Origin of the sequence: Leifsonia poae (assembly GCF_050632195.1) — a bacterium.
GTDB classification, from domain to species: domain Bacteria; phylum Actinomycetota; class Actinomycetes; order Actinomycetales; family Microbacteriaceae; genus Leifsonia; species Leifsonia poae_C.
Window position 1 is genome coordinate 3478606 of sequence record NZ_CP192580.1, and the last position, 13409, is coordinate 3492014.

A 13409-nucleotide genomic window follows, 5' to 3' on the forward strand; every position below is an offset into this window, starting at 1 on the left:
CAGATGTCCGACTCGCGATCCGAGCCAGTTGCGCGCCAGCGCGTGCGGGTCTCGGTGCGGGTGCGCATCCTGGCCACCCTGCTGCTAGCTGCGGGTGTCGGGATGGCCGTGGCCGGCGCTACTGCGTACCTCGTGCAACGTGAGCGCGTACTGACGACCGTTGACGATCGCCTCACAACGCTGGTCACAGACGCGAAAACGGTGGCTACGGATTCCGGCGCGACCGCGCTGGACGGCGTGCTGTCCGCGATCATTCAGCAGCTGCGCCCGGGAGCGAATGAGTCGAGCCTCGCGATCATCGACGGCTCGCCCGCCCTCTCCCCAGGCGGCAGCGTCGACTTCCGCCTCGACCGCAACCCAGCGCTCGTCACACGGGCCGTCTCCGAGACCGCCGACGGGAAGGTCGTTCGCGGCACGGTGACGTCCGACGGCCGCACCCTGCGCTACATCGCAACGCCCGTCCAGGTGACGTCGGATGCGCGCGCCGGCGTCTTCGTCGCGGCCGTTGACCTGCAGGCCGAACTCGGACCGCTGACCGACGCATTCACGACGTACGCGGTGATCGCCGCCATCGCGCTGGTCGTGGTCGGCATCGTGGGCTGGTTCGTCGCCGGACGACTGCTCAGACCGATCCGATCGCTGACGAACGCGGCCAACCGGATCACGGCGTCCGACCTGTCGGAGCGCATCCCCGTGGCCGGCAACGACGACATCTCCCAATTGACGACGACGGTCAACGGGATGCTCGACCGCCTCGACGGTGCACTCACCGGCCAGCGCCAGCTTCTCGACGACGTCGGCCACGAACTGAAGACGCCCCTCACGATCGTGCGCGGGCACCTCGAGTTGATCGACGTGTCCGACCCAGCGGATGTGGCCGCATCCCGAGACCTGGCGATCGACGAGCTGGACCGGATGAGCGGGCTGGTCAGCGACATCACCAGGCTCGCCGACAGTGGGCGCGCGGGTGCGATCCACCCAGCGCCGGTCGACATCGCCGAGCTGACCGAACGCATCCGGGCGAAGGCCGCAGCCATGGCCGACCGCGAGTGGGTGGTGACGGCGAGCGCCGAGGGCATCGTGGATCTGGACGCGGACCGGATCACGCAGGCGATGCTGCAGCTCGCGGCGAACGCCGTGGCCTACGGGGAGTCGGCGGGCGGCGGGATCGAGCTCGGCAGCGCGCTCGATGGCGAGCACGTCCGGTTCTGGGTGCGCGATTTCGGCCCCGGCATTCCGCTCGACGCCCAGGAGCGGATCTTCGAAAGGTTCCAGCGCGGCCCGTCGACCCGCGGCCGTGGGCCCGGCGGATCGGGCCTCGGCCTCGCGATCGTGTCGACCATGGCCGCCGCGCACGGCGGGCACGTCACCGTCGACTCGCGTCCGGGCGAGGGCGCGACCTTCACGATCGTTCTCCCCGTCACCTCCGCTACCGCGAACCCCGCCTCCCCCTCGACCGCCGCACCGAAAGGAACGACATGACCGGCATCCTCATCGCCGAGGACGAAGACCGCATCTCCTCCTTCATCGAGAAGGGGCTCAAGGCGGCCGGGTTGCAGGCGACCGTGGTTCGCACGGGTCCGGATGCACTGAGCAGCGCATCCACGGGCGACTACGACCTGCTCGTGCTCGACATCGGCCTTCCGGGGCTCGACGGCCACGAGGTGATGCGGAGCCTACGGGCCGCAGGCTCGAAACTGCCGGTGATCATCCTGACCGCGAGGTCGTCGGCCGAGGATGTGCTCACGAGTCTCGAGGGCGGCGCGAACGACTACATGCCCAAGCCGTTCCGCTTCGACGAGCTGCTCGCGCGCATCCGGCTGCGGCTGAGCGATGCTTCGAAGGTGGTGGAGACCGTGCTCGACGTGGAGGGGCTGGAGCTGGATACACGCACGCGTCGGGCCACCGCGAACGGGCGCCAGGTCGACCTGTCGGCGCGGGAATTCGCTCTCGCCGAGGAGTTCTTCCGCCATCCGGGCCAAGTGCTCAGCCGCGAGCAGTTGCTGAGCCGAGTGTGGGGGTTCGACTTCGATCCGGGATCGAACGTCGTCGATGTGTACGTGGGCTACTTGCGCCAGAAATTCGGGGCCGAGCGCATCGAGACGGTGCGCGGAATGGGCTACCGACTCGTCTGAGCCGGCAGCCCGTTCCGAAATGCGATCAGCCGTGGTTCGGGCCGTCGTCGTGTCCGCCACGTCCACTCCCACTGTGCCCGCTGTCGCCGCCGTGGTCATCTCCGGGCTCGACCTCACCGCGACGGTCGCGGTCGCCGACGTGCGGGTTGTCATCGGCATGCGGGTTGTCGTCGACGCTCGGAGCGGGCGACGGGACCGCCGGGGAAGGCGCGACCGGGACCGTCGGCGCAACCACGGGCGGGGTCGGCCGCGGATCGTCGGAGACCGAGGGGGTCGGGGTGGGAGTCGACGACCTGCCCGACGTGGGATCGTCACTCGACGTGCGCTGACCGCCGTTGTCGTCGACGACAAGGCGGCTCTGGTCCGCCTGGGCGGCGTTCGCGGCGACCGCGAAACCGGTGCCGCCGGCGATGAGGGCGGCCGTCACGACGGCTGAGGCGATGAGCTTCGAACGCTTGGTGCTGAGAACGAACATCGATCTTCCCTTCGTCTGCGCCGCGAGGCGGCGAGTGGCTTCTGCCACATCTCCACACTCGTTGGCGACTCTAAGACGCAGGAAAGCTGGCAATGAGAGTGCTCTTAGCCGTCGTCCTTCAGGATGCGCGCATCCCGAGACTCAGCCGTCGTCGCCTCCACCGCCGCCGCCGCCCTTGCCGCGGTTGCCGTTGTCGCCGCCGTGATCGTCTGCCGGCAGCGGCGTGGGAGCGGGAACGACGACCGCTCCCGTGTCGGTCGGCGTCGGAGTCGGGGTAGACGATGGGGTGCCGGTCGGGATCGGTCCGTTGTCCACGGTCACACTGCTGACGCCGACGGATTCACCCGGTTGGTCGGGAAGAGTGGTCGAGACGGCGAAGACGACACCGGCCGACACGAGCACGACCGCGATCGCCGCCGCGCCGAGCGTGAACGCCCACCGCGAAGGCCGCTTGCGCTGCTCCATGTCCCGCCCCGTTCCGGGCGGATCCGCCCTCGCTTCCATTGTCCCCTCCGGCGGAACACCGGACACCGGATGGGGATGAGAATGCTCTTATTGCGTATCCTGAGCCCCGGCGATCGCTGCCCGGGTCATTCATTCATCCCGTCGATGAATGGTAGAAGGACACCCTGTTGGATTCGATGAATCAGCCTGCGTAGCATCGAAATCAGACATGAATACGCCCGACTACAAAATCGAGATCGTGGTCAGGGACCACCTCGGCGCGATTGCTGCCCTCATCACCGACCGCGGCGTCATCGACGCGACGACGGCCTCCGCCCAGATCGCCCGGGGCGAGGCGCGGTACGTCGCCGGCCCCGATTCCTACGTGCGCACGCCCGTCAAGGCGATGCCCGGCATCGGAGGCGGATACCTCTTCGCCAACTGGGACGGCTCGCAACGCAACAACCTCTACGATCTCGCGCCGGGCCGCATCCCGGTACGAGTCTGGCGGCCGGATGTGACGGACGACGAGCCGCGTCGCTCGAGAATCCTGTCGGCGCTAGGTCGCGTTCTGCGGAGGAAGCGCGCGCGGACGAACGCGGACCCGTGTCCGTGTCCGCCGACCGCACCGGCACCCTGCTGAAAGGTGAGTGACTCCCCTCGCGGGTTGCGGACCTCGCGCGTATCGTCGCGACCATGACAACTGTGGGAACGGGAAAACTCCTCGTCCGGCTCGTGGTCGGCGGAATCTTCGTGGGGCACGGGCTGCAGAAGCTCCGTGGCGCATTCGGCGGCCCAGGGCTCGAGGGCACGGAGAAGATGGTCGCCAGCATGGGGATGCAACCGGCGCCGTTGCAGGCGCGCGCCGTCGCCCTCACCGAGACGCTCGGTGGCGCGGCCATCGCCGCAGGCGCCGCCACGCCGCTCGCGGCCGCGGGGCTGATCGCCACGATGGTGACGGCCATCCGCAAGGTGCACTGGAAGAACGGTCTCTGGAACTCGAACGGCGGGTTCGAGTTCAACGCCGTACTGATCTCCGTCGTCACCGGGCTCTCGATCGAGGGGCCGGGACGCGTATCCGTCGACGCCGCCTTCGGCAAGCACCGCTGGGGCATCCTGGGTGGCCTCTTCGCCGTCGGCGCTGGCGTCGCCGGCTCGATTGCCGCAGTCGAGTTCGGCCGCCGCGCCGCCGAGGCCCAAGGGCCCGCCGCCGCGGAGCCCGCCGACACCGACCCCGCCTCGGCCGCGACGGCCGCGGACAACCCCGAGTAGCCCCCGTCGAGTCGCGGCAAATCGACCTTCCGGATGCTCGGGAGGGTCGATCTGCCGCGAGTCGGTGCCCGCTCGATGCCGCTGGTACTCTGTGCCGATGACGTTGCCCTCCATCCTCGCCTTCGCCGGGCTGTGCGTGCTGCTCGCGCTCACGCCGGGGCCGGACACGTTCCTCGTGCTGCGGTACAGCCTGGTGCGGATGCGAGCGGGCGTCGCCGCATCCGTCGGCTCCGGCATCGGGTCGCTGATCTGGGCCGCTGCCGTCGCGTTCGGCCTCGCGGCCCTGCTCGAACAGTCGGCCGAGGCCTATCGCGTGCTCAAGATCGTCGGCGGGCTGTATCTCGTCTATCTCGGCGTGAGCGCGTTCCTCGCTTCGCGCAAGGGCGCGGGCAAGCTCGAGGTCGAGCCGCCGCGTGTACGGCTGCACTCGAGCCTCCTCGCCGGAGCCGTCTCGACTCTGCTCAATCCCAAGGTCGGGCTGTTCTTCCTCGCCGTCGCGCCGCAGTTCATTCCGCAGGACAGTGCATCCATCGGCAACACGATGCTGCTCGGCACGATCGACGCCCTCGTGGCACTCGTCTACCTCGCGATCGTGTCGCTGCTCGCCTCGCGCGCGGTCATCTGGTTGCGGCGCCCGCGGGTGACCAAGACGCTCGAGCGCGTCTCCGCCGGGGTGCTCGCTGCGCTCGGCGTCTTCACCGTGGCGACGAGCTCCGAGTAACCGTCGCTGGCGGATCCGCTCCGAATTCCCTAGGTTGGCTAGGGAATAGCCGCACCGACCGAGGGGACCCGCCATGAGCGAGGCGATCGCACCGACCACCACATCCATCCGACCCATCGCCGACAAGGACCGGTTCGGGCGCCAGCTGGAGCGCCGCGACGGCGTCGACTTCCCGTATTACAACGGCGTGCCGGTGACGATCGGTGTGTGGCAGTGGGTGGCTGTCTGGGCTGCGTGCCTTGCCGGGCTGCTGGCCCTCATGTTCATCCCGACGCCCGGGAACATCCTGGCCCTCATCCCCCGGTTCCTTTTCCTGGCGATCCCGCTCGCGGTGCTGATCCTCGTCGCAGGGCGGTACTGGAAGGCGATCTTCCGCAAGGTCACCGGCTGGGACGTGCTGAACATGTTCTTCTTCTGGGGCCTCAACTTCGTGGTGACGTCCCTCGCCGGCGTGATCGTCAAGGCGTTCTTCCCCGTCGCCGGAAACGCGGCAGCGAACACACTCGGCAAGGACGGTGTTCCGGATGCGATCGCCTTCTACATCGGCACCGGCATCCAGCTGGTCGGCGAGGAGGTCTTCACGATCCTTCCATTCCTGGCCCTGATGTACTTCTTCTTCGCGAAGGCCAAGTTCTCCCGCAAGACCGCGATCATCCTGGCCTGGCTGATCTCGGCCGTCTGGTTCGGCGCCGCCCACCTGCCCACCTACGACTGGAACGTCGCCCAGGCCTTCATCATCATCGGTGTCGCCCGCCTCGTGCTGACGCTCGCGTTCATCCGCACGAAGAATCTGTGGGTGTCGAGCGGGGCGCACATCCTGAACGACTGGTCGACGTTCACCTTCGTGCTCGTGAGCAACCTCGCGCACTAGGTATCGTCGGTGGGGCATGGCACGATTTGTCAGGTGACCACAGCCACGAACACGGATACTCACTCGACCGCGCCGCACGTCGGCGACAGCCATGATGTCATCCGGGTGCAGGGCGCCCGGGAGAACAACCTGAAGGACGTCAGTCTCGAGCTCCCGAAGCGCAGGCTCACGGTGTTCACTGGAGTCTCCGGCTCCGGCAAAAGCTCGCTGGTGTTCGGCACGATCGCCGCCGAGTCGCAGCGGATGATCAACGAGACGTACAGCGCATTCGTGCAGGGCTTCATGCCGAACCTCGCCCGCCCCGACGTCGACGTGCTGGAGGGTCTGACTACGGCGATCATCGTCGACCAGGAGAGGATGGGCGCCAACGCCCGCTCCACCGTCGGCACCGCGACCGATGCGAACGCCATGCTGCGCATCGTGTTCAGCCGCCTCGGACAGCCGCAGATCGGGTCGCCGCAGGCGTTCGCGTTCAACGTGCCCTCCGTCACCGGGGCGGGAGCGATCAGCGTCGAGCGAGCTGGGCAGACCGTCAAGGAGCGGCGCAGCTTCACCGTCACCGGCGGCATGTGTCCGCGCTGCGAGGGCATGGGCAAGGTCAACGACATCGATCTGAGCCAGCTCTACGACGACTCCAAGTCGCTGAACCAGGGTGCCCTGACCATCCCCGGCTATACGGCAGACGGCTGGGGCGTGCGCATCTTCACCGGATCGGGATTCGTCGACGCAGACAAGCCGATCCGCGACTACACCGAGAAAGAACTGAACGACTTCCTTCACCACGAACCGGTCAAGGTGAAGATCGGCGACATCAACATGACCTACGAGGGCCTCATCCCCAAGGTCCAGAAGTCGTTCCTCTCGAAAGACCGCGAGGCGATGCAGCCGCACATCCGGGCCTTCGTCGACAGAGCGGTCACCTTCACGACCTGCCCCGACTGCGGTGGAACCCGCCTGAACGAGGGCGCACGCTCGTCGCGGATCGCCGGCATCAACATCGCCGACGCCTGCGCGATGCAGATCAGCGACCTGGCCGAGTGGGTCCGCGGCCTCCACGAGCCGACGATCGCACCGTTGCTGGATGCCCTGCGCGAGACCCTCGACTCCTTCGTGGAGATCGGTCTCGGCTATCTCTCACTCGACCGGCCCGCGGGCACGCTCTCGGGTGGCGAGGCTCAGCGCACCAAGATGATCCGTCACCTTGGCTCCTCGCTCACCGACATCACGTATGTCTTCGACGAACCGACGATCGGACTGCATCCGCACGACATCGAACGCATGAACAAGCTGTTGCTCCAGCTGCGCGACAAGGGCAATACGGTGCTGGTCGTCGAGCACAAGCCGGAAGCGATCGCGATCGCGGACCACGTCGTAGACCTCGGCCCCGGCGCCGGCGCGTCCGGGGGCACCGTCTGCTTCGAGGGCACCGTCGAGGGGCTGCGCGCCAGCGGGACCCTGACAGGTCGCCACCTCGACGATCGGGCTCGGGTCAAGGATGCTGTGCGCACCCCCACCGGCAAACTGGAGATCCGCGGGGCGACGGCCCACAACTTGCGGGACGTCGACGTCGACATCCCCCTCGGCGTGCTCGTGGTGATCACGGGCGTCGCGGGCTCGGGCAAGAGCTCGCTCGTGAACGGTTCCATCCCCGACGACGCGGGCGTCGTCTCGGTGGACCAGGGCGCCATCCGCGGCTCGCGGCGCAGCAACCCGGCGACGTACACCGGACTCCTCGAGCCCATCCGCAAGGCCTTCGCCAAGGCCAACGGCGTCAAGCCGGCCCTGTTCAGCGCCAACTCGGAGGGCGCGTGCCCCAACTGCAACGGCGCCGGCGTGATCTTCACCGATCTCGGGATGATGGCGACCGCATCCACCCCCTGCGAGGTCTGCGGCGGCAAGAGGTTCGACGCTTCGGTTCTCGACTACCACCTCGGCGGCCGCGACATCAGCGAAGTGCTGGCGATGTCGGTGGACGAGGCGGAGACGTTCTTCGCGTCAGGTGAGGCGCACATCCCGGCCGCGCACGCCATCCTGAAACGTCTCGCGGATGTGGGACTCGGCTACGTGAGCCTCGGCCAGCCGCTCACGACCCTCTCGGGCGGCGAACGGCAGCGTCTCAAGCTCGCCACGCACCTCGCTGAGAAGGGCGGGATCTACATCCTCGACGAGCCGACCACCGGGTTGCACCTCGCCGACGTCGAGAACCTTCTCGGCCTGCTCGATCGGCTCGTCGCATCCGGAAAGTCGGTCATCGTCATCGAACACCACCAGGCGGTGATGGCCCACGCGGACTGGATCATCGACCTCGGCCCGGGCGCCGGCCACGACGGCGGGTTGATCGTCTTCGAGGGGACGCCCGCCGACCTGGTCGAGTCGCGCTCGACGCTCACCGGCCAGCACCTCGCCGCCTACGTCGGCGCCTGAGCGGCGCCGACGCCTGCCCCGGGGTCTCGCTGCCTCGCCACCCGCCGTGAGTCGCGTCGTGCGCAGGTTCCCATACCGTGGGAAGGTGCGCTCGGCGCGACTCAGCGAGCGTGACCGCCGAGTTGCGGCAGATCGACCTTCCCGAGGTCCCGGAAGGTCGATTCGCCGCCACTCGGTGGCGGCCCAGGCCGGCGCAGCGGCGCGCGAAACGGCCGGCGCGAAGCGGGCGGCGCGGCTAGCGCGAAGCGCTCAGCAGGCCGCGGCGGAAGCCCTCGGCGACCGCTGCCGCTCTGTCACCGACGCCGAGCTTCGCGTAGATGCTGAGCAGGTGGGTCTTGATCGTCGCCTCGCTCAGGTGGAGGCGCACGCCCGCCTCGCGGTTCGTCGCTCCGTCCGCCACGAGTGCGAGAACCTGGAGTTCCCGGGCGCTGAGCAGGCTCGCCTCCGGCGTGCGCACCCGGTCGACGAGTCGGGAGGCCACCGACGGAGCGAGCGCGGCGTGGCCCTTCGCCGCGGCATGGACCGCGCGCACGAGTTCGTCCCGTGGCGCATCCTTGAGGAGGTAGCCGGTCGCGCCCGCCTCGATCGCCGGGAGCACATCGGCGTCCGAGTCGTACGTGGTCAGCACGACGACCCGGGCGGTGAGGCCGAGGCGGGCGAGTTCGCGGATCGCGCTCACGCCGTCGGTGCCCGGCATCCTGAGGTCCATCAGCACGACGTCCGGTTCGAGCACTCGGGCGAGTCGCACGGCCTCAGTGCCATCCGACGCCTCGCCCACGACCTCGATCTCCGCATCGGACGAGACCATGCCGACGATCCCATCGCGGACGACCGGATGATCGTCGACGACGAGCAGGCGCAGGGGGCTCACCCGGGCACCTCCGCCCGCACCGCCGTGCCCTTCCCCGGGCTGGACTCGATGATCAAGTCTCCGGCGAGCGCGGCGAGGCGTTCGCGCATGGCGATGAGCCCGTAGCCGCCGCTGACAGAGTCGGCGCCGGGTGACGAGGGATCGAAACCGCGACCGTCGTCGCAGACGTCGAGGCGTGTCGCGCGTCCATCGTGGCGGAGGGTCAGCGTGACGTGGTGTGCATCCGCGTGGCGTTCGACGTTTGCCAGCGCCTCCTGCGCTGTGCGCAGCAGCGCGACCTCCGCATCCGTCGGCAATGCTCGGGCTGCATCGATCGTGCGCACATCGACAGGGATGCCCGTGCGGCTCGACCACCGCCGCGCGGCTTCTGCGATGGCCTCGGGCAGAGCCGCGGTCTCGAGGGCGGCCGGGCGGAGGGCTTGCACCGAACGCCGGGCCTCGCCGAGTCCCTCCCGGGCCAGGGACAGAGCAGCGCCGGTGTGGCGGTCGCGAGCCGCTTCATCCTGAGCCTGCTCGGCGGCCTGCAGCTGGGTCACGATTCCCGCGAATCCCTGCGCCAACGTGTCGTGGATCTCGCGTGCGAGGCGGGCACGCTCGGCCTCGGTGGCCGCGCGCGCCTGTTGCACCCGCATCAACCGGAGTGCCCACGAGAGGCCGCACATGATGATGACGTTGAGGGCCACGACCAGCACTCTGCCCGCCGCACCCACGACGTCGAGGCCGAGGCTCGAAGCCTGCGCGAGACCGGCGACCACGGCTGTGGCTCCGACGGGAAGGAGTTCCCACGGCCATTCGGCGATCGAATACGCGATCGAGAATGTGGCGATCGTGAGAAACGCGAACCAGCTGTCGAGCATGACGAGCGCGAAATTGATCACGATGATGCCCGTCAAGAACACGGCGATCGCGGAGGGTCGTGTGGTCCAGGGCGGCTGAAGATCGCGGAACAGCATCACCAGAAGGGCGTATCCCGCGCAGAGGATCAGTTCCGGGATGACCCGCTCCCACGCACCCCAGCCGACGCCGAGGGCGAAGGCCGCCAGCAGCCCGAGCACCAGGTATGGCGTGACCGTGAGCACGGTCCGCCAGCGCGGATCGACCATATGCCGACCCTACGCGTCCTTCGGGAAGTGGGCTCGCATCTGGGGCAGGTTGGCCAGGATCGCCACGGGCAGCACGAGCGCACCGCAGATCGCCTGCTCGACGCGAACCCAGTCGGGCAGGAACCCGGGGATCAACACGATGACGACGACCGCCACGACGACGATCGGGCTGATGATCCGCAGGCGCACCAGCGCAGGGCGCGATCCGCGGGCGGCGGAGACGGCGATCCAGAGCAGGATGATCGAGCTCCCGAGCACGAGGGAGCACCGGATCCAGATCGCGATGTCGACATCGGTGCCGGTCGCGCTCTGTACGATCAGCACCGCTTCCATCGCGAGGCTCACCACCAGGAAGCCGGTCAACAGGATGAGGATCGGGCGAAATGCCGCCCGACGCAGTGCGCCGGCAGCGGGACGGATGGATGAAGGAGCGGCTGTTTCTGTCATGACTCCAGCGTCGCGTTCGGCGCCGGCGACCGTATCCACCGATCGGCCCGAGTGCGTCATCGTTCGGTGGACCCGGCGATCAATGCCGCGCGTCGAGTTTCCTCGTCGCGTGTGGGGTGGTCACGGTCGCGGCGTTCAGGAGGGACTCGGTGCCGTTGTCGAGGTAGCCGTAGCGGGTGAAGTGGGCTTCGAACGCTTCGACGAAGAGCTGCTCGTCCTTGATGCCCGACCAGGCGGAGGAGAGCGGGTCGTCGTTCCAGGCCGAGTGCAGAATCGGCTCGTGGCCGGTGACGGCGAGGAGGCCGGATGCGGGGTCGCCGTCCACGGAGAGCAGGATCGCGCCGAAGCCGGGCGAGCGGGGGTCGCGACGAGTCAACCGTCCATACCGGGCCTCCGGATCGGCCGCGGCCTCGCCCGCGTAGACGTAGCGGGTGTGGAGGTCGGATGCGGTGGCGATCCTGTTCTCCACACCGGCCGAGCCGAGCATCACGAACGCATAGATGTTCAGTGAGGGGTTGTCGGCGAGCGCGTCGGCCGCCGTCGTTGTGCCGTATGAGTGCGCGATGACGCTGACCGCATCGGGCGGCCGCTTCGCGCGAGCGGCGGTGACCCCGAGCAGGTCCGACGCGAGGCGAAGTGCGCCTTTCGCCGCGAACTCTCCGAGCGTCGCATCGATGCCGGGCGGTGGAGTGACGTATCCGATCCAGGAGACGACCGCTCGTGCTTTCGGCGCCCCGACCCGCCCCTGTGCGTCGTAGATGTTCTGGGCCGACTGGGTCCACAGCTGCATGTCATCGGTGTACGTCCCCATCCCGGGCACGGCGAAAGTGATCTGATCGGCGGTGTCCAGATTGCCGATCGCGATCGCGGCGAGGGGCGGCCGCTCGGGCGTGAGCGTGATCAGGTACCGTCTGGGGCTGTGGTGTCCACCCAATGTCGCCACGATCGCTTTGAGCGCGTGCAGCATCCGTTGCTGGGATGCGTCGGCCGGGTTGGTAGCGAGTCGCTTCGTGGCCGTCGTGATCTCGGCAGCCAGAACTGCGCGGTTGGCCCGGTCTCTCGTGGAGTATGGGATGCCGTCGAGGTTGCCGACGTATTGAGGCAGTAGACGCTCCAGCAGAGCGCGGTCTTGCACGCTCGTTCGTTTCCACGTTCTCGCCGTGTCTTCAGGATTCGTGTTTCCGTACTGCACCGCCAGCGTGGGGTGCCTCATGAGGAAGGCGATCCGGTCGGCGTCGTTCATCCGCCGCACGGTTTCGGCGACGGTGGCTATGTGCTCCGGCCCCGCTGCGGGTGCCACCAGCACGGCGACGACCACGGTGATCGCAGCGAGCAGCCAGGCCAGTCGGCGGTGCCAGTTGGACCACATCCTGTGCCCTCCCCACAGCCCCGAAATTAATTCGGGGGTGCTGAGAGCATGCGTCCTGTGCGGCCGGTTCGGCAATGACCTCTCACGAATCGGACGGCCGAGCGTTCCTCACCACGGGTCAAGTCGTCCTGGAGCCCATCAGGGTTCCGGATGCCAGCACGTGGCCCTCGAGCGCCGACGGCAGAAGCGCCGGCTCGGTGACTGCGGCGAGATCGACCCGGCTGTCGAGGGCGTAGAGGTGGAAGCGGTAGCGGTGCGGACCATGCCCTGGCAGCGGCCTTGGCCCCGCGTACTTGCGCGGGCCGCGACGGCCGGGTGCGAAACGCATGCCCGGCGTATCCGGAGTCAGTGCTCCTTCTGGCAGGCCGTCACCGGTCGGGGCGAATGCGGCCAGCGCGTGGATGCGCGGCATGGCGCCCGGACTGTCGATGTCCTCCATGAGGAGCACGAGGTCGGCTGTGCCGTCGGGAAGTACGCCCCAGGTCAGACCCGGCGAGATGTCGTCGCCGATGAACACGCTGCAGTGCTTAGCGGGGATCTCCTCGCCGTCGTTGAAGCTCGGCGAGCGTAGCTCGAAGTGGGTGTCAGTTGCGAGCTCGGAAGCGCGGGAGATGCTCGCGGTCTCGTCCGCGCGGCGGTTGCGGAATGCTTTGCCGAGGGGGATCAAGAGGACTTCGACGGGGTGCATGGTGCTCCAGTTCAGGAATTGGCGATGCGGAGAAGAAGGGGGCGACGCGCGCGATGTCGTCGCGTTCGGTGGCGCTGAGCTCCGCGAGCCGGCCGTTCAACCAGTCACGGCGGTGGCGACGGGATGCCGCGACCGCGGCCCTGCCCGCATCCGTCAGCGTAAAGGCGACCTTGCGCCGATCCTCGGTGCCGCGGGTCTTCGTCACGTAGTGGAGGTCCTCGATCCGCCGGACCGTCTGGCTCATCGAGCCGAGGGTGACCCGCGCCGCTTCGGCGAGATCGGTGAGGCTCATCCTGTCCTGCTTATCGAGATGGATGAGCACGAACAGGGCGGCATCCGTGACCTCGCCGTCGAGGCGCTCCGAGAGGAATCGGCTATAGAGACGCGTGACCGCACGGCGGAGCTCGGCTCCGACGTCGTCGATATCTTCGGGCACGACATCTCCAATGCTTAGTAGACCTTCGTAAATTACTAAGGCAACCATAGCATTTTTGTCGGGCGGGGTGTCGCGGTCGCTGTCCGACGCGATTACCCTCGGAGCAAGTCCCGAGAACCTGTCGCGAGGCGCATCCTGATCCCGGATGAGGGA

General features: G+C 68.2%; 15 protein-coding genes. 7 read left to right on the forward strand and 8 right to left on the reverse strand.

Going from position 1 to position 13409, the window contains the following annotated elements; translation table 11 throughout:
- Positions 1 to 3: 3 nt before the first annotated feature.
- Both ACQ86A_RS17505 and ACQ86A_RS17510 read left to right on the forward strand, forming a co-directional pair.
- Positions 4 to 1482, forward strand: a complete 1479-nt coding sequence (locus ACQ86A_RS17505) for a sensor histidine kinase (protein ID WP_431278203.1) — start codon at positions 4 to 6, stop codon at positions 1480 to 1482.
- Complete coding sequence (locus ACQ86A_RS17510) at positions 1479 to 2135, forward strand: response regulator transcription factor (protein WP_431278204.1); 657 nt, start codon at positions 1479 to 1481, stop codon at positions 2133 to 2135. Before ACQ86A_RS17505 ends, ACQ86A_RS17510 begins: the two co-directional genes overlap by 4 nt.
- 25 nt (positions 2136 to 2160) lie before the next feature.
- On the opposite strand, the gene ACQ86A_RS17515 is transcribed toward ACQ86A_RS17510, so the two are convergent.
- Together ACQ86A_RS17515 and ACQ86A_RS17520 are read right to left on the reverse strand one after the other, a co-directional pair.
- Complete coding sequence (locus tag ACQ86A_RS17515; protein WP_431278205.1) at positions 2161 to 2610, reverse strand: hypothetical protein; 450 nt, start codon at positions 2608 to 2610, stop codon at positions 2161 to 2163.
- A 141-nt stretch (positions 2611 to 2751) separates the two neighbouring features.
- Positions 2752 to 3114, reverse strand: coding sequence for a hypothetical protein (locus ACQ86A_RS17520; RefSeq protein WP_431278206.1), 363 nt, complete (start codon positions 3112 to 3114; stop codon positions 2752 to 2754).
- A gap of 169 nt (positions 3115 to 3283) precedes the next feature.
- On the opposite strand from ACQ86A_RS17520, the gene ACQ86A_RS17525 reads away from it, so the two are divergent.
- From ACQ86A_RS17525 to ACQ86A_RS17545, 5 genes are all read left to right on the forward strand, one after another.
- Positions 3284 to 3697, forward strand: coding sequence for a hypothetical protein (locus ACQ86A_RS17525; RefSeq protein WP_431278207.1), 414 nt, complete (start codon positions 3284 to 3286; stop codon positions 3695 to 3697).
- Between the two features lie 53 nt (positions 3698 to 3750).
- Positions 3751 to 4326: a DoxX family protein gene (locus ACQ86A_RS17530; protein ID WP_431278208.1), complete on the forward strand. Its 576-nt coding sequence runs from the start codon at positions 3751 to 3753 to the stop codon at positions 4324 to 4326.
- A gap of 97 nt (positions 4327 to 4423) precedes the next feature.
- Positions 4424 to 5047, forward strand: a complete 624-nt coding sequence (locus ACQ86A_RS17535; protein ID WP_431278209.1) for a LysE family translocator — start codon at positions 4424 to 4426, stop codon at positions 5045 to 5047.
- A gap of 73 nt (positions 5048 to 5120) precedes the next feature.
- Positions 5121 to 5918, forward strand: a complete 798-nt coding sequence (locus ACQ86A_RS17540) for a lysostaphin resistance A-like protein (protein ID WP_431278210.1) — start codon at positions 5121 to 5123, stop codon at positions 5916 to 5918.
- Between the two features lie 33 nt (positions 5919 to 5951).
- On the forward strand, positions 5952 to 8342 hold the full coding sequence (locus ACQ86A_RS17545; protein ID WP_431278211.1) for an ATP-binding cassette domain-containing protein: 2391 nt from the start codon (positions 5952 to 5954) through the stop codon (positions 8340 to 8342).
- Positions 8343 to 8577: 235 nt separating this feature from the next.
- Here ACQ86A_RS17545 and ACQ86A_RS17550 read toward each other — a convergent pair whose 3' ends face one another.
- From ACQ86A_RS17550 to ACQ86A_RS17575, 6 genes are all read right to left on the reverse strand, one after another.
- A complete protein-coding gene (locus ACQ86A_RS17550) occupies positions 8578 to 9213 on the reverse strand; it encodes a response regulator transcription factor (protein ID WP_431278212.1) in 636 nt (211 codons plus the stop codon).
- Positions 9210 to 10316 (reverse strand): sensor histidine kinase, encoded by a 1107-nt coding sequence (locus ACQ86A_RS17555; RefSeq protein ID WP_431278213.1) that lies wholly within the window; start codon positions 10314 to 10316, stop codon positions 9210 to 9212. The genes ACQ86A_RS17550 and ACQ86A_RS17555 overlap by 4 nt, the downstream gene beginning before the upstream one ends.
- Before the next feature lie 9 nt (positions 10317 to 10325).
- Complete coding sequence (locus ACQ86A_RS17560; RefSeq protein WP_431278214.1) at positions 10326 to 10763, reverse strand: hypothetical protein; 438 nt, start codon at positions 10761 to 10763, stop codon at positions 10326 to 10328.
- A 79-nt stretch (positions 10764 to 10842) separates the two neighbouring features.
- Positions 10843 to 12132 carry an alpha/beta hydrolase gene (locus ACQ86A_RS17565; RefSeq protein ID WP_431278215.1) on the reverse strand — a complete coding sequence of 430 codons (1290 nt, stop codon included), beginning with the start codon at positions 12130 to 12132 and terminating at the stop codon, positions 10843 to 10845.
- A gap of 118 nt (positions 12133 to 12250) precedes the next feature.
- The gene (locus ACQ86A_RS17570) at positions 12251 to 12820 is read right to left on the reverse strand and encodes a YbhB/YbcL family Raf kinase inhibitor-like protein (RefSeq protein ID WP_431278216.1); all 570 of its coding nucleotides are present in this window, start codon (positions 12818 to 12820) and stop codon (positions 12251 to 12253) included.
- On the reverse strand, positions 12717 to 13256 hold the full coding sequence (locus ACQ86A_RS17575; protein ID WP_431278217.1) for a MarR family winged helix-turn-helix transcriptional regulator: 540 nt from the start codon (positions 13254 to 13256) through the stop codon (positions 12717 to 12719). Before ACQ86A_RS17575 ends, ACQ86A_RS17570 begins: the two co-directional genes overlap by 104 nt.
- Positions 13257 to 13409 lie beyond the last annotated feature (153 nt).

Coding starts and splice junctions, on each gene's coding strand:
- ACQ86A_RS17535 (WP_431278209.1), top strand. CDS start 4,424: ATGACGTTGCCCTCCATCCTCGCCTTCGCCGGGCTGTGCGTGCTGCTC.
- ACQ86A_RS17555 (WP_431278213.1), bottom strand. CDS start 10,316: ATGGTCGATCCGCGCTGGCGGACCGTGCTCACGGTCACGCCATACCTG.
- ACQ86A_RS17560 (WP_431278214.1), bottom strand. CDS start 10,763: ATGACAGAAACAGCCGCTCCTTCATCCATCCGTCCCGCTGCCGGCGCA.
- ACQ86A_RS17530 (WP_431278208.1), top strand. CDS start 3,751: ATGACAACTGTGGGAACGGGAAAACTCCTCGTCCGGCTCGTGGTCGGC.
- ACQ86A_RS17570 (WP_431278216.1), bottom strand. CDS start 12,820: ATGCACCCCGTCGAAGTCCTCTTGATCCCCCTCGGCAAAGCATTCCGC.
- ACQ86A_RS17505 (WP_431278203.1), top strand. CDS start 4: ATGTCCGACTCGCGATCCGAGCCAGTTGCGCGCCAGCGCGTGCGGGTC.
- ACQ86A_RS17515 (WP_431278205.1), bottom strand. CDS start 2,610: ATGTTCGTTCTCAGCACCAAGCGTTCGAAGCTCATCGCCTCAGCCGTC.
- ACQ86A_RS17525 (WP_431278207.1), top strand. CDS start 3,284: ATGAATACGCCCGACTACAAAATCGAGATCGTGGTCAGGGACCACCTC.
- ACQ86A_RS17510 (WP_431278204.1), top strand. CDS start 1,479: ATGACCGGCATCCTCATCGCCGAGGACGAAGACCGCATCTCCTCCTTC.
- ACQ86A_RS17520 (WP_431278206.1), bottom strand. CDS start 3,114: ATGGAAGCGAGGGCGGATCCGCCCGGAACGGGGCGGGACATGGAGCAG.
- ACQ86A_RS17565 (WP_431278215.1), bottom strand. CDS start 12,132: ATGTGGTCCAACTGGCACCGCCGACTGGCCTGGCTGCTCGCTGCGATC.
- ACQ86A_RS17540 (WP_431278210.1), top strand. CDS start 5,121: ATGAGCGAGGCGATCGCACCGACCACCACATCCATCCGACCCATCGCC.